This is a genomic window from Caulobacter sp. DWR3-1-2, assembly GCF_049896225.1.
GTDB lineage: Bacteria > Pseudomonadota > Alphaproteobacteria > Caulobacterales > Caulobacteraceae > Caulobacter.
Genome location: NZ_JAFCTW010000005.1, coordinates 19,652 through 39,286, shown reverse-complemented (window position 1 = coordinate 39,286; position 19,635 = coordinate 19,652). Strand labels below are relative to the sequence as shown.

General features: G+C 66.2%; 26 protein-coding genes. 2 read left to right on the top strand and 24 right to left on the bottom strand.

Going from position 1 to position 19,635, the window contains the following annotated elements:
• Positions 1 to 4: 4 nt before the first annotated feature.
• The 24 genes from ACP696_RS08810 to ACP696_RS08695 all read right to left on the bottom strand — a co-directional run bounded on the left by ACP696_RS08810 (position 5) and on the right by ACP696_RS08695 (position 17,795).
• Positions 5 to 598, bottom strand: coding sequence for a hypothetical protein (locus ACP696_RS08810; RefSeq protein ID WP_426043704.1), 594 nt, complete (start codon positions 596 to 598; stop codon positions 5 to 7).
• Positions 598 to 2,436: a hypothetical protein gene (locus ACP696_RS08805; RefSeq protein ID WP_426043703.1), complete on the bottom strand. Its 1,839-nt coding sequence runs from the start codon at positions 2,434 to 2,436 to the stop codon at positions 598 to 600. Before ACP696_RS08805 ends, ACP696_RS08810 begins: the two co-directional genes overlap by 1 nt.
• 20 nt (positions 2,437 to 2,456) lie before the next feature.
• Positions 2,457 to 2,669: a hypothetical protein gene (locus ACP696_RS08800; RefSeq protein ID WP_426043702.1), complete on the bottom strand. Its 213-nt coding sequence runs from the start codon at positions 2,667 to 2,669 to the stop codon at positions 2,457 to 2,459.
• Positions 2,670 to 2,761: 92 nt separating this feature from the next.
• On the bottom strand, positions 2,762 to 3,133 hold the full coding sequence (locus tag ACP696_RS08795; RefSeq protein WP_426043701.1) for a hypothetical protein: 372 nt from the start codon (positions 3,131 to 3,133) through the stop codon (positions 2,762 to 2,764).
• Position 3,134: 1 nt separating this feature from the next.
• A complete protein-coding gene (locus ACP696_RS08790; RefSeq protein ID WP_426043700.1) occupies positions 3,135 to 3,830 on the bottom strand; it encodes a phage tail tube protein in 696 nt (231 codons plus the stop codon).
• Between the two features lie 24 nt (positions 3,831 to 3,854).
• Positions 3,855 to 4,247 carry a tail completion protein gp17 gene (gp17, locus tag ACP696_RS08785; protein ID WP_426043699.1) on the bottom strand — a complete coding sequence of 131 codons (393 nt, stop codon included), beginning with the start codon at positions 4,245 to 4,247 and terminating at the stop codon, positions 3,855 to 3,857.
• A 3-nt stretch (positions 4,248 to 4,250) separates the two neighbouring features.
• Complete coding sequence (locus ACP696_RS08780; RefSeq protein ID WP_426043698.1) at positions 4,251 to 4,730, bottom strand: hypothetical protein; 480 nt, start codon at positions 4,728 to 4,730, stop codon at positions 4,251 to 4,253.
• Positions 4,727 to 5,062 (bottom strand): phage head closure protein, encoded by a 336-nt coding sequence (locus ACP696_RS08775; RefSeq protein ID WP_426043697.1) that lies wholly within the window; start codon positions 5,060 to 5,062, stop codon positions 4,727 to 4,729. The genes ACP696_RS08780 and ACP696_RS08775 overlap by 4 nt, the downstream gene beginning before the upstream one ends.
• A gap of 1 nt (position 5,063) precedes the next feature.
• Entirely contained in the window at positions 5,064 to 5,612 is a 549-nt protein-coding gene (locus ACP696_RS08770) for a head-tail connector protein (protein ID WP_426043696.1), read from the bottom strand.
• A gap of 2 nt (positions 5,613 to 5,614) precedes the next feature.
• Positions 5,615 to 5,860: a hypothetical protein gene (locus tag ACP696_RS08765; protein WP_426043695.1), complete on the bottom strand. Its 246-nt coding sequence runs from the start codon at positions 5,858 to 5,860 to the stop codon at positions 5,615 to 5,617.
• Between the two features lie 89 nt (positions 5,861 to 5,949).
• Complete coding sequence (locus ACP696_RS08760) at positions 5,950 to 7,209, bottom strand: phage major capsid protein (protein WP_426043694.1); 1,260 nt, start codon at positions 7,207 to 7,209, stop codon at positions 5,950 to 5,952.
• A 12-nt stretch (positions 7,210 to 7,221) separates the two neighbouring features.
• Positions 7,222 to 8,199: a head maturation protease, ClpP-related gene (locus tag ACP696_RS08755; protein ID WP_426043693.1), complete on the bottom strand. Its 978-nt coding sequence runs from the start codon at positions 8,197 to 8,199 to the stop codon at positions 7,222 to 7,224.
• Positions 8,180 to 9,481 (bottom strand): phage portal protein, encoded by a 1,302-nt coding sequence (locus ACP696_RS08750; protein WP_426043692.1) that lies wholly within the window; start codon positions 9,479 to 9,481, stop codon positions 8,180 to 8,182. Before ACP696_RS08750 ends, ACP696_RS08755 begins: the two co-directional genes overlap by 20 nt.
• Positions 9,482 to 9,490: 9 nt before the next feature.
• Positions 9,491 to 11,257 carry a terminase large subunit gene (locus ACP696_RS08745; protein ID WP_426043691.1) on the bottom strand — a complete coding sequence of 589 codons (1,767 nt, stop codon included), beginning with the start codon at positions 11,255 to 11,257 and terminating at the stop codon, positions 9,491 to 9,493.
• Position 11,258: 1 nt separating this feature from the next.
• Positions 11,259 to 11,885 (bottom strand): P27 family phage terminase small subunit, encoded by a 627-nt coding sequence (locus tag ACP696_RS08740; RefSeq protein ID WP_426043690.1) that lies wholly within the window; start codon positions 11,883 to 11,885, stop codon positions 11,259 to 11,261.
• Between the two features lie 121 nt (positions 11,886 to 12,006).
• On the bottom strand, positions 12,007 to 12,372 hold the full coding sequence (locus ACP696_RS08735; RefSeq protein WP_426043689.1) for a hypothetical protein: 366 nt from the start codon (positions 12,370 to 12,372) through the stop codon (positions 12,007 to 12,009).
• Positions 12,373 to 12,468: 96 nt separating this feature from the next.
• Positions 12,469 to 13,032, bottom strand: coding sequence for a transcription termination/antitermination NusG family protein (locus tag ACP696_RS08730; protein WP_426043688.1), 564 nt, complete (start codon positions 13,030 to 13,032; stop codon positions 12,469 to 12,471).
• Positions 13,032 to 14,081 (bottom strand): hypothetical protein, encoded by a 1,050-nt coding sequence (locus tag ACP696_RS08725; protein ID WP_426043687.1) that lies wholly within the window; start codon positions 14,079 to 14,081, stop codon positions 13,032 to 13,034. The genes ACP696_RS08730 and ACP696_RS08725 overlap by 1 nt, the downstream gene beginning before the upstream one ends.
• Positions 14,078 to 15,187 carry a DNA-methyltransferase gene (locus ACP696_RS08720; protein ID WP_426043686.1) on the bottom strand — a complete coding sequence of 370 codons (1,110 nt, stop codon included), beginning with the start codon at positions 15,185 to 15,187 and terminating at the stop codon, positions 14,078 to 14,080. Before ACP696_RS08720 ends, ACP696_RS08725 begins: the two co-directional genes overlap by 4 nt.
• On the bottom strand, positions 15,184 to 15,882 hold the full coding sequence (locus ACP696_RS08715) for a hypothetical protein (protein ID WP_426043685.1): 699 nt from the start codon (positions 15,880 to 15,882) through the stop codon (positions 15,184 to 15,186). Before ACP696_RS08715 ends, ACP696_RS08720 begins: the two co-directional genes overlap by 4 nt.
• Complete coding sequence (locus ACP696_RS08710; protein WP_426043684.1) at positions 15,879 to 16,667, bottom strand: hypothetical protein; 789 nt, start codon at positions 16,665 to 16,667, stop codon at positions 15,879 to 15,881. The genes ACP696_RS08715 and ACP696_RS08710 overlap by 4 nt, the downstream gene beginning before the upstream one ends.
• A 3-nt stretch (positions 16,668 to 16,670) precedes the next feature.
• Complete coding sequence (locus ACP696_RS08705) at positions 16,671 to 17,084, bottom strand: hypothetical protein (protein WP_426043683.1); 414 nt, start codon at positions 17,082 to 17,084, stop codon at positions 16,671 to 16,673.
• Positions 17,077 to 17,295: a hypothetical protein gene (locus tag ACP696_RS08700; RefSeq protein WP_426043682.1), complete on the bottom strand. Its 219-nt coding sequence runs from the start codon at positions 17,293 to 17,295 to the stop codon at positions 17,077 to 17,079. Before ACP696_RS08700 ends, ACP696_RS08705 begins: the two co-directional genes overlap by 8 nt.
• Positions 17,292 to 17,795, bottom strand: coding sequence for a hypothetical protein (locus ACP696_RS08695; RefSeq protein WP_426043681.1), 504 nt, complete (start codon positions 17,793 to 17,795; stop codon positions 17,292 to 17,294). Before ACP696_RS08695 ends, ACP696_RS08700 begins: the two co-directional genes overlap by 4 nt.
• 98 nt (positions 17,796 to 17,893) lie before the next feature.
• On the opposite strand from ACP696_RS08695, the gene ACP696_RS08690 reads away from it, so the two are divergent.
• Together ACP696_RS08690 and ACP696_RS08685 are read left to right on the top strand one after the other, a co-directional pair.
• Positions 17,894 to 18,241, top strand: a complete 348-nt coding sequence (locus ACP696_RS08690) for a hypothetical protein (protein ID WP_426043680.1) — start codon at positions 17,894 to 17,896, stop codon at positions 18,239 to 18,241.
• 107 nt (positions 18,242 to 18,348) lie between these two features.
• The gene (locus tag ACP696_RS08685; protein WP_426043679.1) at positions 18,349 to 19,182 is read left to right on the top strand and encodes a LexA family protein; all 834 of its coding nucleotides are present in this window, start codon (positions 18,349 to 18,351) and stop codon (positions 19,180 to 19,182) included.
• Positions 19,183 to 19,635: the final 453 nt, after the last annotated feature.

Here is a 19,635-nt window from a genome sequence, read left to right as displayed (position 1 = left end):
GGGGCTACTCGGTTTCTCGAACGGTGAAGGAAAGGCCGACGTGGGTGGCGACGTCGATCGACCACGGCAGGCCGTCGCTCTGAACGAAGCCTTCGAGCATCGGCTGCGCCAGCTCGACCACGGCGTTGTCGGTCGGCGAGACGCGGAGCATGGGCTCGATAGACAGCGTGACCGCGCCGCCGCCGTTGGCCACCGCGTCAGTGGTGATCTGGTGGACGTAGCGCCGCCCGGCCACGACGACCGAGAAGAACCATCCCTCTTTCACGGCCTTGGCGGGAGGCAGGCCGTCGATCGCCAGCACCGTGCCGGCCTGGCCAGCACCATTGACGCGAGGCGCGCCCTCGGCGCCGATCGTAACGCCGGCTTGTGGAAACGGCATCAGCAGCGACGATTTCTTGGCCTGGGTCAGGCGCGAGATAAACACCCGCGCCACTTCGGCTTCCATGGGCGGCATCTGCACCGCAATTTCGTATCGGTCCCCGAGGCGGCCCACATACTGGCTTGGTCCACCCAGGCCAGGCTCCAGCACCGCGCCGAAGTCGAGCAGGGCCGGATTCGCCGAGGCCCAGCTGGGCGTGTCGGGAAGGGTCACGGCCATCAACGGCGACCCGAGCCAAGGGTGGTGCGTCGACGCGTGGCCATGTTGGTCTCCGCCAAGGTGGCCCCGCCCTCGGCGGCGGCCAGGCTGTATTGCTCGACCATCGGCTGGGCAGCGCTCTGCACCGCCACGTCGAAATAGCGCGAGGGGGTCACCGACAGCGCGACCTTCGCCTGGCCCGAACCCAGGCCGCTCAGGGCGTGAGCGGGCGTGATCTGCGAGCCGCGAGGCACGTTCAGCAGTTCGGCGCCGCGCTCACCCACCAAGGTGAGCCCGCCCCGCCAGTTGGTGGTGCCGTTGGCGTTCTGACCGACGCCGAACACCGTCGCGGCGGCCGAGGCGATGGACGAAAGCCAACCGCCCTTGCCGCTGCTGCCGGCGTTGGCCAGGACGTTCCCCAGGGCCTTGCCGACACCCTCGACGAAGCTCTGTTCAAACTGCGACGCCAGCCACTGCATCAGGCCCTTGCCGCCGCCGTGGATGGCCGCGTAGAGGCCGCCGCCAATGGCATATTGGAAGCCCTCGGCGAGCTGGGTTTTCGCCCGTGTCAGCGCGTCGAGATGGCCCGCCAGGCCGCCGTCGGATACCGACTCCGTGACGCCCGCCTTGATCTCCTTCAGGGGAACCACGTCCTCGACACTAACCGTCTTGATCGGATCGAGGTTGCTCACCCAATCGGCCGTGCCCCACATCTCCTCGGGGCTTGGGCCAGCTACGCGGCCGTCGGCTTTGGCGCGGGCGGCAGCCAAATCGGAAGCCGACGGCGCGGAAGCGCTCTTCGCCGATCCACTGCCGCCGCCACCACCATAGTCACCCACTGCGCCGGCGGGCGCAGCCGCCGCCCTCTCCGCAGTCTTCCGGCGCATGGCGGCGCGGTTGTTGTTGCGCATCGCCTCTTCAAGCTGAGAAATTTCGCCGCGCAGATAGTCAGCCATCCCGCTGTCGCCAGCGCCGTGAATGACCTGCTGTCGAAGCTTTTCGCGCTTCTCGCTGATCTGCTTTTCCAGGGTCGCCGTGGACCGGTCGCCCAGCTTGTTGAAGCGGTCGATCAAATGATCGAGCCACTTAATGCCATCGACAGCGGCTTCCTTCATGGCCACCAGCGCGGGCGTGAAGCTGGCGCCAAGGCCGCGCCCCGCCGCCCTGGCCTGTTCGTCGGCAACCCGAAGGCGCTCGTTCATATCAGCAAGCCGCCCGATGACGCCGTTGCTCAATACAAAGCCAAGACCCTCGGCCCTGTTCATCAAGCCTTGGATTCCCGCCGCGCCTTCCTTCATCATCGGCAGCAAGGCCTCGATGCCGAATTTCTTCGCGAACTGCAGCTGCTCGGTCACAGTGCCTAGCTTGCTGATCTTATCAGCCAGGACCGGCAGCGCATCCTCGGCCGATCGGAAGCTTTGAATCTGCGCCTGTGTGATACCCAAGGCCTCCATAGCCTTGCGAAGCTTTCCGTCACCAACCCTCGTTTGCAGAGCGCCGATCGCCGCCGACAAGCCCAGTAAAGCGTCTCCAGCCGCCTCCAAGGGAACGTCGGAGGCCTCGGCGGCGTAGTTGAACTTCTGCAGATACTCGGCCGACACGCCCAGCTTGTAGGACTGAGCGGCGATGTCATCGGCATACTGAGCCGCCTCGGCCGCCAGCTTCATACCGGTGCTGAATGCCGCCACGGCCGCCGTGCCGATCGCGGCGCCCGAGGCCACCGCCGCGAACTTGGCGGAAAACCCGCCCAGGGCGTTTTGCAGGCCCGACGCGGCCTTCCGGCCCTTCTCGGCGCCCGCCTCAAACTGAGCGGTATCCATGCCCAGAACGACGCGCAGGGCGCCGATCACTGCGCTCATTCCCATGGGAACTCCTTAGATCAGGGCTGGGCTTGGATGGCCGCCGTCCAGGCCATGGCGTGAGAGATCTGCTCAGCCATCGTCTGGACCTTGGGGCCGCCGCCGCTGGACTTGGACATCAGGTCCGCCAGCTCGGGCACGGGTTTGATGTAGGGGATGACCGCCGTATGCCAGGCTTGCCAGGCGCGGCCGTCGTGCTCGCGGTCGCGACGCCGGCCGATGGCCGTGAACACGATTTCCAGGCGACGCGGAGTCTGGCGCCAGAAGCTGTCCGGATCGAGGTCCGCCTCGACCCATTGGGCGAAGAGGGTGTCCCAATCCCAGCCTAGGCCGTCTTCCGCGCCGCCTTCGGAGGGCGGGCGGGGTCAGCCGTGGGAAAGGCGATCAGCAGCGCCTGGGCTAGCTTGGAACCAGCAGCCGACAGACCGAAGTGATCCAGCAGCAGGCCGGCGTCGGCCTGGGTCAGGTCCGGGTGGTTGTCGCGCAGGAAGGCGCAGAACCCGGCGCGGATGGTGGTGATGTTAGCCTGTCCGCCCGACATCAGCAGCGCCACCTGTTCGGCGTCGGGCACCAGGGCTTCCAACTCGCACAGCGCGTTGACCGAGGCGCACAGCCGCCAGGTCTGGCCATCGGCCTCGAACGTCAGCACGCCGTTGGCGGGCGTGCTGACGCGGGCCGGTCGTTTGACCGCGTCCATGCTAGGCGATCACATTGGCGGTAGCGGCGCTGGTCGCGCTCGCCGCGCCGGCCGCGTTGGTGGCGGTGACAGCCACGGTGATCGCCGCGCCGACATCGCCGCCCACCGGGATGTAGGTTTCGTTTGTGGCGCCGGCAATGTTCGCGCCCGCCTTCTTCCATTGGAAGGTGAAGACGGCCGGGCCGCTCCAGACGCCCACCAGGGCGCGCAGGGTCTGGCCGACCTGGGCCGCGCCGCTGACGGCCGGCAGGACCGAGTTGGCCACCACGGCGGCCGGAACGGTGAGATAGGCGCCGGTCGCCTTGAACGTGACCTCGGCGGTCATCTTGTCTTCGGTCGGGGCGGTCGGCGCGTAGCCGGTCAGGATGCCCTCGAACGTCCAGGACACGCCGTTGGGCCAGGTGATCCGGCAACTGACTTTCTTGCGGGCGGTCCGCACGGCCTGAATCTTGGCGTCGCCCACGCCGCCGGGCACGAAGTTGATGTTGAACTTGCAATCGCCGGGGTCATTGAGCCCGATGATATATTCCTTGGTCGCGTTGGGGCTCTTGTTGTGGGTGGCGTCGACGATCGCGATGCTGTCGGACGGCGGACTGAGGTTGGTGACCTCCGCCACCTCGACATAGCCGCCCGAGGTCGGAATGTCGTCGATGGCGAACGTGGTGTTGTAGCCGATCATCGCGGCGGTGGCGGCCATGGTGGTTCTCCGGTTCTGAGGGGGTTAGGCCGCGTTGGCCCAGACGATGAAGTCGGTCGATACGCCGTGGATTTTCTCGGGCGCATCGTTGGTGAAGGTGTCGTGGGCGTTCTGCTGAAACACGCCATGGATGGCCCAGCCGCCGACGGCGCGACGCCAGCCCGACAGCCGGGCGTTCGCGGCGCGCGCCACGGCCTTGGCCTGGGCATAGGTCGCGCCATAGGCGTCGAGCTGGATGCGGGCCTGGGTCAGCCCCGTCGGCCCGCTGTTGGAATAGTCCGGCAGGTCGCTGACCAGGTTGAAGACCAGGGCGGGCAACAGCGCGCCCTGGGTGCGAACGCCCGGGGTCAGCCGATCGCCGATCAGCGCGACCAGGGAGGGGCTCGCCAGCAGATAGGCGATGAGGGTTTCTTCCATCGCCTATCCCTTGAGCTTGGCGGCGTCGCGCGCGGCCTTGCGGGCGATGCGGGTGACGGCCTTTTCTATCTGTGCGGCGAGCGCGACACGCACACGCTCCAGCAGGTCGCGCCACCCGGCGTCCCAGGTCTGTCGTAGCGTCGGGCGCGGGGCCTGGTGAGCGTTGCCGAATTCGTCCTGCGTGGCCTGGGCCAAGGCGCCGGGACCCATGTAGGCCTCGACGTAGGACTTCCCCTCGGCGTTGCGATTGAGCGCCGCCTGGCGTCGTGACAGTTTGGTCCCGGCCATGGCGCTGTCGCGCAGCGTGCCGCTCAGCACCGCGCCGACCGACTCCAGCCGGGTGGCATAGTCTTGAGCCATGGGCTTAAGCGCTTCGACAGCCGCGCGACGCATCGCGTTCTTGGCGGTCGCCTTGGGCAGTTCGCCCAGGGCGTTGTCGAGATCGCGAAACCCTTCCGCCTCGACCTTGAACGACACCTTCACGCCGCCCGCTCCGCCCGCGCCGTGGCGCTGATCTCCAGCCCCTCGCGCCGACCGATTTCCTTGACGGCGACGATGTCGAAGGAACGGTTGTCAAAGTTCAGGCGGTCGGCGGGGCTCAGGCTGGCAACCAGGCCAGACCAGCGAATTTGGAAGCGCGCGGTGATCGTCGCGGCGGTTTCATTGGCCCGAAACCTCTCACCGTCCTTGACGGGCTCGTAGCTGGCCCAGACCGTCGTCAAATCGGGCCAGGTCTCGACGTCAGCGTTAAAGGGGTCTTTGGTCAGTACGCGAGGCTGAAGCGTGATGCGTCGATCCAGATCACCGGCTTTCACGTCAAACCCTCCAGTTTTTGAACGGCTTGAGTAGGCGGCCAGCAGCCGATGACATGGTTAGGTCCAGCACCGGCTCGCGGTTGGAATAGGCTTCGCCAATCAGCAGCAGAACCGCGCCGACGATTGCGGGTGGCGTCGCCTCATAGCCGGCGACCCATTGGACGCGAACGGCGTTCGCCTCCTCCCTGTACCTTGGCCACACGACGTCGCTGTCTGGCGTCAGACAGTCCCCTACCAAGCGATAGTTCGCGTCGGGCCAAGTCTGATCAACTCCGGCTTGGTCCAGATACTTGACGCTCACGATCGACCGCGCTGGTCCAAGCGGCAGCGCTAACGAAGGGTTCGCCGGGAACGCAGGGCCGCGCCACTCCAGCGTTTGACTTCCTATGGCGCGGCCTAACCAACCTTCAGGCCCGTCGATGTGATCGGTGGTGGAGGCAATGTAGGCCTGGACTAGGACGTCTTCGTCGCCGCCATCAATCCGCAGGTGCTGTTTGGCGAGCGCGAGACTGACCAGCGGCGCCGGCGGCGTGATGACGACGACGGACACGGTTAGCCCTCGCCTTGTTCGGCCAGCGCCTTCTCGACGGCTTCGGCACCCGTCAAAGTTGGGTCGTTGAAGTCGATGCGGTTGCTGCCGCCCGGCAAGCCCTTGCGAGGCTCATCGTCGACAGCGGGGTGCTTGGTGTCGATCCGATCCGCGATGGTCGGCTCGATCAGTGCACCGGAGGCCGCCGTGTCCGTGGCGGGCTTCAGGGCGTCGGCCGTCGACACGGGGGCCGTGGTGCGATTGGTCATGGCTGCTTCCTTTTTTGATCCCGGCTTGCCGGGACGGACGAATATCCGTCCGGGAAAGCCGGGCCAGCGCGAGGCTGGCCCGGTTCCGATTAGGCCGAGACCTTGAGAGCGCGCATGGACTGCACGTTCTTCACGCCGCCACCGACGCGCTTGGTGACGTAGAACATCACGTACGGCTTGTTGGTGTAGGGGTCGCGCAGCACGCGGATGCCGATCCGGTCGATGACCAGATAGGTCTCCTTCATGTCGCCGTAGAGCGCGGCGACGGCGGCGGCGGCCACGTTGGGCATGTCGGGCGTATCGACGATCGCCTCGCCCAACAGGGTCGCCGGTTGGCCGGCCTGGAAGGACGGTTGCCACAGGTAGTTGCCTTGACCGTCCTTGAGCAGGCGAGCCTTCGAAGCCGTCTGCCGGTTCATGTAGAATTTGGCGTTCGCGGCGAACGCGGCCGGCAGATCATAGATGATGGTCTGCAGACCATCGCCGGTGAGCGCGGCGGCGGCGCCCGAGTTGGTGACCTCGATCGCGCCCCAGGGGTGCTTGGCCGCGTTGGCCGCTCCGGTGACGTAGGTCAGGATGCCGAACGGCTTGTTGACGCCGTCGCCCGACAGGAAAGCGATACCTTCCTGGCGCGCGAACTCCGTCTCGATTTCGTTCTGCAGCCAGGTCTCGATGTCGACTTCGCTGTCGTCCAGCAGTTGCTGCGAAGCGGCGGCGTTCGAGTAGATCTCGCCCGGCACGAAATCTAGGGCCGACAGCTGAGGCGTGCTGGTGGCCGGCCGCGCGGCGGTTTCACCGACCCAGCCCGAACCCACGGCGCGGTCGTTGAACAGCTTCTTGAAACCAGCCTTCGAGATCACCTGCACCGTCGCGTTGTCACGGATCGGCGAGATCAGTTTCAGCTTATCGGTGATGGTGCGGTCCCATTCGATCGGCGCCGTATAGCCGCCGTCCGGATCGCTGCCCCGCGTCATGGCGGCGCTGATGTCGCCACGGCGGACGTGGGCGTTGAACGACTCCGCGTATTCGATCTGCTCGGGCGTACGCAGGTCGCTGCCGGCGCCGGCACGCTGGGCGGCCATCTTGATGTTCAGGTCGTCGATAGCCTTCTGGAAATCGGCGACGGAGGCGTCGATCTTCTGGACCTTTTCGTCCAGCACGGCGTCGGCCTTGCCCTTCAACTTCTCGTCGTTGGCCGCCTTGAAAGCGTCGAACGCGGCCTGAAGCTGGCCGATCATGGCCTTGGGGTCGTTGACATCGGCGCGGACGCGCTGAGCGATGATCGCGCGCGGGAAGGCGTGCGCCATCACGCCGGCCCCGATGGCCGGTTTGGCATTGCGGATTTGCATTTGATTTGCCCTTTAGGCTTGGAGGGAAGCAATGAGCCCGGCGAGGCCGGACCAGTCGTCGTCGCCAGCGCCGGGCGTGGCGGTGTCCCCATCGGTGGGGTTCAAGACAGCGCCAGGCGTGCCTTTGATCTTGTTGATGCGCGCTCGCGCCTCGCTGCGGGTCGCGCCAGCGCAGACCAGTTGAAGCTCCAGGGCGCGCAGTTCGTTGACTTCCCGGTCTCGCGATTGGGTGCCCGAATCCAGCTTCATGCTATCGGCGCTCAGCAGTGCATCGGCGAAGCCGCGTTCGATGGCCAGCGAGCCCGACATGAACGTTTCGGCATCCATCCACTTGCTGACATCGGCGGTCTTCTGCTCCGAGCGCAGCGCGTAGACATCGGCCATGGCCTTGTCGAACGGCTCCAGGAAGTCAGCCGTCTCGCGCATGTCATGGCGGTTGCCCATCGCCAGGACCCAGCAATTATGGATCATGAGGAAGGAAGCGGCGCCGATTTCGACGCTATCGCCCGCCATCGCGATGACGGATGCCGCTGAGGCGGCCATGCCCATGACCTTGATTGTGATCAACTGAGGGTGTTCCCGCAGCACGTTGTAGATTGCGATGCCCTCGAACATATCGCCGCCAGGCGAATTCATCTGGACCTCGACAGGCCGGTCGCCGATGGCGCGCAGCTGGGCGGCGACCTTCTTGGCTGTCACGCCGCCACCCGACCAGAAATCCTGACCGATCACGTCGAACATGGTGATGACGTTGTCGCCCCCCGCGACGGCCCGAATTCCGGCCGCGTCCTGAGCCCATTTGTCGAACACTTGTGGCTTAGTGAACGCTTGGACGTCGTGCCTCGCCGGCACAGGCATCGCGCCAGGGCGAGCCTTGGCGCGGGGCTTCGTCAGCATGCCGCGCGGCGCGATCGGAAACGCGGTCGGAAGCGCCGGGCGGGATTGAGCGGGCCGGGCGACAGGAGCCGGCTTAGGGCTTGGCTGGGTCAATCGGACCTCCATCACTGGCGGGCTTGGCGGCGATCCCCATGCCCAGTTCGTTGCTCATGGGGTTGTCGTCGGCGGTGAGGTCCGAGAGGTCGCGGACTTCGTTCTGCTGCATCCAGGCCCGGCCACCGCCAGCGCCCAAGGCCTTGCTGAAGAATTCCGACTGATCCTTCATCGAGCCGCGCAGCAGAGCGGCCGGATTGAACTTCACGGCCAGTTCGTCCTTCTCGCCGTCAACTAACAGTGACCGCTCGGCTGCCTGCTGCCAGGCCTCGAACCATGGGCCTAGCGCGTAGCGAACGAAGAACTGGCCCAGGACGTCGATGCCCGATCCCCAGCTGGTCTCGTCAACCATCAAGAGCGGGCGGGGAACACCTGTCACACGGGCGATTTCCTCGACCTGCATCTTGCGATTCTCGATGTGCTGGGAGTCTCGCGCAGAACTGCCACCTGAAAGGAATTCCATCCCCTCTTCCAGGATCAGATTCTTACCCGCGTTATCGACGCCTTCCTTTTCAGCCAGGCTGCCCTTGAGGCGATCATACGCAGGGGCCGAAATCGAGCCGGGATGGCGCAGAATGTTGCCGACGAAGGCGCCGTTCTGATAGAGGCGGCCAAGTGCTCGCTCAGCGGCGAGAGCCGTACCGATGGCTTCTGCCGCTTGCTCGACAAGGCTGATACCGTTGATGCCGTCCAAGGAAAGACCACGAAGGTGGAAGATTTCCTCGGGCGCATAGATCACGCCGCCGCCCTTGGGCGGCTGGTAATGATAGCGCAGCGACCAGTCATCGTTTTGGGTGACGGTCATCCACAGCGGGTTGAGCGGCACGAGGCGCTTGATGACGTCCTTGCGCAGTCGGACGTCGCGCGAGCGAATGATGAGCGCGTAGGCATTCTTGTGCAGCAAGGCCATTAGCTGCATGTGCGATCGGAAATCGAAGGCGGTTTGCCAGTTGTTCGGCTCTCGGTGCAGGACCCGATAAAGCGGGTGGTCGGTGGCCTTGGCCTTGTCGGCCTCCCGGATTAGTTGGAAAGGCAACATCCCGATGCTGTTCGAGATGAGGCTCACTGCCCGAAACATTGTGGGATTGCGCAAGGCAGTTCGCGTGTTCACGGCCACGCCCGACGACGTCAAGCCGCCTTCGCGCATGAATGCGATAAGGCGAGGATCATCCAGCGTCATGCCGGCCCAGCCTACTGTTCCGCCACCCGAGGCGCGAACGGCGTTCGCCGCCCCAGGCTCGGGCGCGCTCAGCACTAGTGGGTGGTAGCCAGACACGGCCATCCGTCCTCCTCAGACCAGCAACAGGCCGCGCTCTTCGTAGACAGAGGGGGCAGTGGTTTCGTTCGCGAAGGCCAAGCCAACGACCATGACGTCGGCGACGATGCCGTCGATTTTCTCGCTGGATTTCTTCTTGGCCGGCATGAAGTTGAGGTTTTCGTCGAACCTCACGACGGCATTGCCTGCCATCCATCGCTGAACTGGATGACCGCCGTGGTCGAGCTGCCCCGAGTAGACCAGACGCTCGAAGTGCTTGCTGGGCTCGCCTAGCGTCTGGACGCCCTGGCGCATCTTGATTAGCAGGGCCGGGTCTACGCCGCCTGGGTCCTGCAAATCGCTGATCAGCTTGGTCGCATTCCACGGATCATACCCGAGGCCAAGAACCTCGAACATTTCTAGGCCTTCAAGCACAGCCCGCAGCACATAGTTCTGATCGACGAAGTCGCCCGGAGTCGTCTCCATTGCGCCCTCGGCGACATACTTGTCATAGTCGACACGGTCGTTTTTCACCCGTTCGGCCATGGTGTCCGCAGGAACCCAGAACCGCGACACGAGCCGCCATTTCGGGTCCTCTTCGGTCGGCTCGAAAAGCCACACCAACGCTGTGACATCCTTAGTCGAAGAGATGTCGAAGGCGCCCCAGCAGCGGCGGCCCCTTAGCCGTTCAGCGTCCGTCTTCCACGACAGCGCGTCGTCCGTACAGGCGTCCCACTTGTTTAGGTTCAGCCACCGGACATGAGCGTCGATCCACTGGTTGAGGTGGAAGCACCGGAAGTAGGCTTCCTGGCGCGGGTTATCGACCGCCAGGGCCGCCTCGCGGCGCAGGTACTGCAGGGTGGGCGAGAGGCCCAGCGAAGGATTGGCCAGACGCCAGACCTTCTCGTCGCGGAAGTCGGCATTGGCCGGCGCGGCGAAGATCACGACCAAGGTGGCCGGGTCGGATATCCGGCCTTCCAGGATGGCCCGGCTTTCCTCCCAGACCTGCATGCCGACCTTGTTGGACTTCTTGCCGGTCGTGGACGCGTACAACTCGATCGGCTGGAGTCGGCCGCCAGTGCCCTGGCGAAGGTGGTTGCTGATCTCCAGCGACTTCCATTCGTGGATTTCGTCGCCGACGATGACGGTCGGGCCTTTGCCGTGCTTGCCGTCCTCGGCGCCGCTCAGCAGGTTGATCGCGGCGCGCAGCTCCTTGAACCAGATCGACTTCTTGTACGAGATCGCCTGCGACTTCAGGTCGTCGCTGTTGGCGATCATCGTTTTCATCTTGTCGAAAACGATGCGGGCCTGGCCCTCGTCGCGGGCAAAGACGTAGCCCTCGCCACCGACCAGACCATCTAGGGTGAAGAACAGCAGGGTGAGCGCGGCCAGGAACTCGGTCTTCCCGTTCTTGCGCGGAACCCACAGCACCAGGCGGCGGAAGATGCGGACGTGCTCGACGGTCGGCTTGTGGGTCCGAGGGTCTAGAACCTCGGTAGGAGCCATCCATCCGACCAGCAGGCGGACGATGATTTCCTGCCACGGCAGCAGCTTGAACTCGATGCCGGCGAACCGGTCGGTGGTCAGCGTGGCCCAGGTCGCCCATTCGGCAACGATGCCATCCGCCAGCTGGTGGTCGAACCACGCGCCGGGCACGGCCGCCGCGCGATGCCAGGCCAGAACCGCCCACTGATAGGTCTCGTCGTCCTCGATCGCGCGCAGCCATTCCGGCAGCGGATGCAGGCCCTCGGGATGCGCGGTCGCCATGGCGGCGGCCGAGGCCTCGCCACGCGGCACGGCCATGTCAGTTCGGCAGGCTGGCGGGCGGCGTGGATCGCAGGCGAGCGGCAGAGCCGACCACGGTCGGGGCGGTCTCGACGGGCGCGCGGTCGCGAACGGCGTTCGCGCGCACACCGTCCTGGCCATCGAACAGGCCGGGGTTCGTCTGCACCGCGACGGCCTGATCTTTGAACAGCGCGTAGAGGTCGTGAGGCGTCAGGCCGAATTCTTCGGACAGCCGCATGACGTTGTCGAAGGCCCGCTCGCGACGGTCAACTACCGGCCGCTTGCGCTCCATGTAGCCGCCGGCCACGGTCTTGACCCGCTGGGTATAGCCGTGCTCGGCGATATCGACCTCGGCGCCCAGCCACTCGGCCATGTAGACGCACAGCTGCACGAAGATCAGCCGGCTCTCCTTCGGCAGGCGGTGCGTCTTATGCAGCTCGGGCGCCAGTTCGCGCCACACGACCAGGGCCGGGGCGAACATCGGATCGGACAGAACCGGCGGGCTCATGACGTCCGACGACGGCGCCGACGACAGCAGCTCAGCGATGCGCTCCGCCTCGACGGCGCGAGCCTTCATCTTGCCGGTGCGCTTGCCGGGGTTTCCCTTGGCGGCCTGCAGCTCGGGAGGATCAGGACGACGACCCATCGGACCCTCCCTAAAAAAACATCTGGCGAAAAATAACGCGGCGAAAACTTTGTCTTTACCCCGCCGGTCTTCTCCGATGAGGCGGCCAACTTTAGACCCCCCCCCCACCCCTTGGGGTCGGTCAGAGGTCGAGGCCGAGGCGGCGGCCCATGGTGACCAGGGCGTCCAGGCCGAGGCGTTCGAGGGATTGCTTGCGGCCTGAGTGGCACTCAACGCAGAGCGAGACCCAGCGGCTGGTGTTCCAGAACACGGCGCTGTCGCCGTCGTGCGGTATCCAGTGGTCAACGACGCGGGCGGCGACGATGACGCCGTCATGCTCGTGCCATCGGCAGAGCGGTGAGCGGTCGAGGTGGGTCTGGCGGGCCTTGCCCCATCGGGCGTTGTAGCCGCGAGACGAGGCCGAGCCGCGACGGGCGTCGGCCTGCTGGTTGCGCTCGGCGAGCGGTCGCGCGTTGCCGGGTCGGAAGGTGGCGGGGCGCTTGGCCATCGTCGCTCCCGATGTGCAGAGCCCGCCGCGGCGTGAACCGGGCGGGCTTGCGGTGTCAGATTGTGAGGAGGCCTAGAACGGCTACCGCACTCCTGCTCACTTCAAGAGGAGCGGAGTGACGACTTGTCGGGACCAGCGGCCCAGAAGCTCTACGAATATCACCGCCCGATTCTCGTCAAGCAATTCCTCGAACACCACGTCAATGTCGCAGGTCGTGCCGACGAGGCGCAGCGCTTGGCCTTGCTTCCAATTGGCCTTGACCGAGGCGCGTGTGGCGATGCGGATGAAGCCCGCCTCCTCACGGTCAGCGATCGATTGCACCTGACGATCGGGCACCGACACCGGCTTGTCGCCGATCATCATGACCGAGCGGACACCGACCGTGGAACTGATCGACCGCCACTGGTCGAGGGTCGGCTCGAAGCGCACGAACAGGATGCCGGGCAGGAAGGCCCGGATGATGCGGCGCTTAGGCCGCCGAGGGGTGGCCGGGTCTTCGCTCAAGGCCATGGGCAGATAGACCTCGAAGCCCTGCTGCACCAGGTTCCGTTTGGCCTCGCGCTCGCCATGCGGCTTGGCCTGCACCACGCGCCAGCGCCGCGCCGGGGTCACTTCCTGCGCGCTCGACACCACCACTTCCGTCTTCAACATCGCGCCCATCAGCCTTGCCCTTCCACTCGCACGCCCAAAGTCTTCAACACGTCGCCCGCCTCGGATCGCAGCTTCTTGCCGCGCTCCTTGAACCGGGGATCGATCACCCTCGTCGCCTCGTCCCAGCCACACGGATCTAGCCAGCTGACCACCCAGCCCTCGCCTTTGGCGGCCATCACGGCGGCACGGACCTTGGCGCAGGCGAACGCCGTTCGCGCCCTCGCCAAGCCCTTGGCGGCGCTGGCCTTACCGACGAAGGTTTCCCAGCGCCCGGAGCTGATCAGGTTGTGCGGGGCCATGGCGTCACCGCTCGCGCCCCAAGCCTTGGGCGTGGCGAGATAGGCGGCCCAGGCCGGGGCGATGGCGGCCAGATCGACGCCGCGTTTTACCTCGCTCCGGATGGCGGCCTCGATCTCGCGAACACTGGTGCGGACCAACAGCCCGGTCGGGCAGGCCGCCAGCACCGCCTTCGCCTCGCCTTCAGGCGATCGCGCGCCCACAGGGTGAGCGTTAGCGAACCCTGTCCTCGTATGGCTCTCATTGGGGGTGCAAACAGTTGCACCCATACGGGTGCAAACCGCGTCATCGGCTTCGCCGCTATGGGTGCAAACAGTTGCACCCATAGAACGGGCCTTTTTGGCAGGGCGAGCCGCGACTTCTGCTCGCTCCCGGCGCCCATCCTTGCGGCGAGCAAGCACCTTCGCCACGACGTCGTAATCGACCATCAACTCATAGATCGGCACGTCGCGCGTCCCGCGTCGGTACGTGCGCTCGGTCAAACGTAGATACACCGCTGGCGCAGGCTTTCCGGCCGCCTCACGGGCCTTCCGCTCTTGATCGGTCTCAACCCCGCGCAAGGCCAGCAGACGGGTCTGCACCGTCCGCTCGCTGCACTTCACGCGCTTGGCCAGGTCAGGCACGGTCATCCAGGCGCAATCGTCGTCATCGGAGATCGCGGCCAGCTTGGCCAGGATCGAGCCCGACGTTGGGTCTAGCCGCTTGGGCGCGTCCGGTATCGGCCACTCCTCGTCGGCCCAGATACAGGCGGCGTCGCTCATGCCGCCACCCGCTTGGGCTGCTGCTCGATGGCCATGCGGCGTTCGATGTCGAGCACGAAGCGTGCCTCGCGCTCGATCAGGATGGCGCTGAAGCCATCGCGATAGGCCGCCGCGCCGGTCGTGCCCGAACCGGCGAACGGATCGAGCACCACGCCGCCGGGCGGGATGATCATGCGGCAGAACCACTGCATAAGTTTGATGGGCTTGACGGTCGGGTGCTTCGATCCGCAGCGGTCAGCCTTGGTCGCCTTGGCGCAGTAGAAGAACCGGGCCGCCGAGCCCGAATCGCCCCGCGCCGTGTGAGGGGCCGGCGGGGCCATGTCGCCATAGGCGTGCTTGCTCGGCTTGGCCCGCCCGGTGGCCTTCAGGTCGCCGCGCTGACCACCGGCTTGAGGGAACGCGGCCACCACTTGGGCCGAACCGTCGTGCACGACATTGGCCGGCCATCGGCCTAGGCTTGTCATCGCCCCGGATGACGTTGACCCGGTCGGTTTCCCCGACATGGAGTTTGCGAGCGTGACCGTCTCCGCGCGCACCATTAGAGCGCGCGGGCCACTGCCTACCCGGCACCGGTCGATGTTCAGCGCCCCCACGCCATAGCGAGCGATGTTCTCCGCCACCGACCCGATCAACGGCTTGCGGGCCAGCACCCACGGCTCGCAGGCGGGCTTAAGGCCCGTCCCCCACTTTTCGCCGTCGATGTCGTGGTTGTGCGACTTGGGAAAGCCGGTGCCGTACAGCCAGGTGAGCATATCCCGGATCTCGAATCCGGCGTCCTCAATGGCCACCGCCAGGCGGTGATAGGTCCGCGTACCGGCGGCGACGATGATATGCCCGCCGGGCTTGAGCACGCGCCACACCTCGGCCCAGAACGCCGGGTCATGGGCCGTCTCGCCCGTGTCCCAGCCCTGGCCCATGAAGCCCGCCGAAGCGCGCCGATAGACGCCGCTCGCGCCGCCGCTAGTGGCGGGCGCGGCGTTGGGCGAGCCGAAACGCTTGTTGATCGACACCAGGGCATAGGGGGCGTCGCTGACACAGCCGTCTATCGACTCGTCAGCCAGCCCTTGAAGCACGACGCGACTGTCTCCGTGGAGAATGGTGATCACGCCGAGGCCCCAGCCAAGGCCATGCGCCGGGCATGGGCCGCGACGCCGGCCTTGCGGGCGCGGTCGAGGGCCTGGGCGTCGGGCCGGGGCGGCGGGGCGGTGCTGAGAAGGCGCTCCCATCGGGTGATGCCGGCCGCGTGCCCACTGGGCAGGCGCGTGACCCGGCCGGCGGCCACGGCCTCGGCGATCAGGTCGGCATCCGATATCACCTGCCCCGCCCGCTCCTCGCGCCTCTCCCGCCTTGACTGCCGGCCGAGGCCCTGGGCGGCCGAGCGCTCGGCCTGGCGCACGCCGGCCGGTCTCAGCGCGGCCAGCCCCAGCTGATGCGCCTTGCGCGACACGTCATGAGGCCGGGCGCCGACGGCCCGAGCGATGGTGCTCGCGCTGGCCAACTCGTCGACGTAAAGGCGCCGCAACACGGCCAGGCGCTCGGCAGTCCAGATAAACTGGCCCAGTTCGGCGCGCGCCAGCAAACCCTTGGCGGCCATGTCGCGCGTCTTGTCGGTCGATCGCCGCGCCTGCTGTTCAGGCGTCAACCGCGCCCAGAGACCCAAGCGGGTGACCTTGCGGGAGATCGTGCGGCGTTCGACCTTCCAGGCCGCCGCGATCTCGACCGACGTCATGTCGTCTTCGACATAGGCCTTGATCAAGGCCGCGTCCTGTTGCGGCGTGAAACGGGGGCTGTAAGCCCTCATGCCGACACCCGCGCGCTCAGCTTGGCGCGCAGCTGCGCGGCCTCGCGCTCCACCGCCTCGGCCCGCTCAGCCAGGGCCAGGCCTTCGTCGGCCAGAAACCGCGCCCGCGACTCCAGCGCCTTCAGCGCGTCCCAGATTTCGCCGTCGGTTTCACAGGCGTCGGGGCCATAGGCGCGGTCGCGCTCCTCGGCCACCCAGGCGCGCGGCACACTGAGGCGTTCGGCCAGGGCCTTGTCGCTGCCGGCCTTGGCATAGCAGCCGCGATCGACCAGATACTCGCCGTCCAACGCTTCCATGATCTTGCGCCGATCCTCGCGGGTTGGCTGGCGCGGAGGATCGGCGGCAACCGGTGCTGGCTTAACGACCGCCAACGGGGAGCGGCCGGCGACCGGCGGGATGTTGGGCGGCATGACGGCCTCTTCGGATGGAGGATTGGAAACGGCGGACTTGGGCGCGGCCGGCTTAACCCCGGCGATCCGGCAGAAAGCGGCGCGCTTCTGGGCTGGCGAAAGAGCGGGCTTGGGCGCGCCAACGGCGGCGTCAGCCCTGGGCTTGGGGCCATTGCAGCGCGGGCACAGGTGGCCGGCGGGCCGGGCGGCTATGTGCCAGCCCTTGCCGCGAAACTTGGACGCCATCACGCTGGCGGGCGTCGGCCGATGGGCCGGGTCATGCACCGCGCAGGTGTGCGGGCACTTGCCGCAGGCGGCGATCTGCACGCGCTGATGTCGGCCGGAACCGGCGTCCCAGACCGTGGTGATCTTGAAATGATCGTCGCCCCCGCGCATGGCTCAGGCGTCTCCGCCCGAGCGATGTCGCCAGGCGCGCGCGCCGTCGGCCTGCTGATCATCGATCAACCGTTCCAGCGACTCGATGCTGCCTTGCACGCCAATGGCGATGGCGACCCGGCGGCGCGGAATGCTCGCGTCCAGCAGGGCGTTGAACTGGATCACGAAGGCGTCGGCCATGGCCTGGGCCGTGGCGCCGTCCACCGGAAAGCCGGCCCGGCGCAAGGTGGCCAGGGTGTGGCGCAGGTCCAGCGGCACGGGCGAGCGTTCGCCGTCGCGCACGATGATCTGGGTCAGGCTCACGGCCAGCGCGCCCAAGAACTCGCGCCAGCGATTGCGGCCGTCGGCGGCCTCGCGTGCCGACACCCCACCCCACTTGCGGCTGGGCGTGTAGCTGGGCGAGGCGCGCTCAATCACGGCCGCCTCCCGACCGGATCGCCGGGCCATAGTTCGTCACGCGCGGCCAGCTCAGGCGCAGGGCCTCGGCGCGCTCCAGGCGGTCGGGGCGCGGATCGCCCATAAGGAATGCGGTCAGCACCCGACGGGGCGGCCGACGGTCATTGTCGTTTCGGCGCATCGAAAAGGCGACGCCGCCGCCCTCGAAATTGGGCAGGGTTCCGCCACTCATTGGCCACCCGCCGGCGTCTGGATAATCGCCTCGAGCAGGCGATACAGCTCGGCGGCGGCGTCGATCGCCTCGCGCACCTGGGGTAGGGCGGCCGTGGCCTCGGCCACCGTGATCGTGCCATCGGCCAGAGCCTCGAAGACACTGGCCATGGCCTCGCCGACCTCGCGGCCAAACCGCCCGGCCTGGGCGCCCACGCAGCCGCCGCCTTCGCCTAGCGGCGGCAGGAACACCCCGCCAGCCAACAGGGCCAGGTCCTCGGCCATGGCCGTCACCCGCCCGGCCATGGCGCGGGTCAGCAACCGCGCCTCATCGTAGAACAGCCGGGTTTCGTGGCTGGGCTCGGCGTCGGGTCCCGCCGCCTCGTACAGACGCTTGGACGTGCGGCCCGGCAGCACATCGGCCACGGCCTTGACGCCGCCGGCTTGGGCAAAGGCCGTCGACAGCACGTCCTCCAGCGAGCCGGGGCGCCGGGGTTTGTAACCGATACTGGCGCGGCTCATCGGCGGGCCTCCGGAATTGAGCGTTGAGGATTCCGGGTGACGCCATCACCTGGCGCGGCCACGTTGCCGTCGCCCTTGACGGGGCCGGGAGACAGGCGATGCGATGGCGCGGCGAAACACGTGACGACGGCGGCCCGACGGTGATGCTCAGGCCGGCGTTGGCCGTCGGCGGCGTCTGGTTCGAGGACGGGGAGGGCGACCTGCATCAGGCGGCCTCTTGGCAAATCGCGCGACAGCTCGGGCGCGGCACACCCACCGGCCATTGTGTCGTCGGCGGCCAGTTCACCGAAAACCACAACATGATGGAATCGTACTTGCGGGCCGTGAACGACGCTCCGCCTTCGATCCGCTCAAAGAAGCGCCAATCTCCCGCCGCGAGGCGCGAGATTGTCACAGGCTTCATTTTGCGCGCCGTTGCGAATGCTGCGGCGCAGGCGAACATGTGATGCTTGAGATCAATCTCCATGGGTCGGAAGATAGTCGGGGATTTCCGACGCAGTCAATCGGGAACTTCCGGCTCGCGGCTTTTCAGGTTCGGTCGGATAATTCCGATATGCCCGACACCGCCCGACAACCCGATCCCGCCGAGCAACTACGCGAGCGCATACGCGACGAGTTGGCGCACGCAGGCCTCCAACCCGTTCCGATAGCGGTCAGCTTGGGCAAGGCTCGCGATTTCTTGACGGACTTCCTTAACGGCAGGAAGAAGAAACTCGACGCTGATTTTCTTGGCGAATTAGCTCAGCGCCTTGGATATGCGAGCACCGACCACTTTAAGCGAGGCCAACGGGAGGGTGCGGAAAATCCTGCTGCTGCCGACCTCGCCGCTCTTAAAGAGGCGAACGTCGTTCGCCTCGGTTCCGCAACTCCGTACACACCCATGACCGCGCCTGTCGTACCGCCGATGCGGGATGTCACCCGGCGCATTCCTGTAGTTGGGGATGTTGAGGCAGGAGTTTGGCGGGAAACGGTGGCGAGAGATGCGCACGACATTGACGACTACTTAGCGCTCGACGTCCAGGGTTACGAGCAAGCAGACCTCAAGGCCTACAGGGTAAGCGGGCCCTCAATGAATCGGGTGTACGTCCAAGGGCGCTTCGTGGTTGTTGCGCACCCCGCTCAAGCCGGTCTTCGCAGCGGCGATCATGTCGTTATAGAGCGCTGGCGCGGCAGCATGACTGAGGTCACCCTCAAGGAATTTGTGCAAGAGCAAGACGGCAGAATAGCGCTTTGGCCCCGCAGCGATCATCCTGATTTCCAAGAGCCATTCCACCTCAAAGCCCAAGATGAGGCCGACCAGGACGGATTAACGATCATCGGTGTGGTCGTGGCTGATTACGGCCGCCGAGATCGTCCTACGATCGCGTACAATCCAGCGGGGCGTTAATGAGGCTTCCCATCCTTGTGGCTGTCGCGGCCACACTTGGTCTTTGCGGATGCAGCCATAACCCACTTGCCCAAGTGCGTGGCTCAAGAGATGGCCTTATCGAAGCGATGGGCGACCGCGCAGCGCTTCTTGCCGGGCTGCACCTCAAACCAACAGCGGTGTACGGTCGAGTAGACGGCAGCGATACTACGTCAGTCACGCTGAGCTGGGTTCAGCCGCTGCCGTCTCAAATCCCCGCAATGATGTTGCTTGACGGAGCCTACCCGCAGATTGGTGATCGGGCCGGAGCAACCGCCTTGGTTAAATGGTGCGAGAGCGCTGAAGGTTACGAAACCCCAGTGCTCTGCATGCGCGCAGAGCAAACCATCGCGCAAGCCCCGCTCGCCCCCTAACATTACGCCGAATCGTTTGGTCGGAAAATAGTCGGGAAATTCCGCAACTCGGCTTGACGGT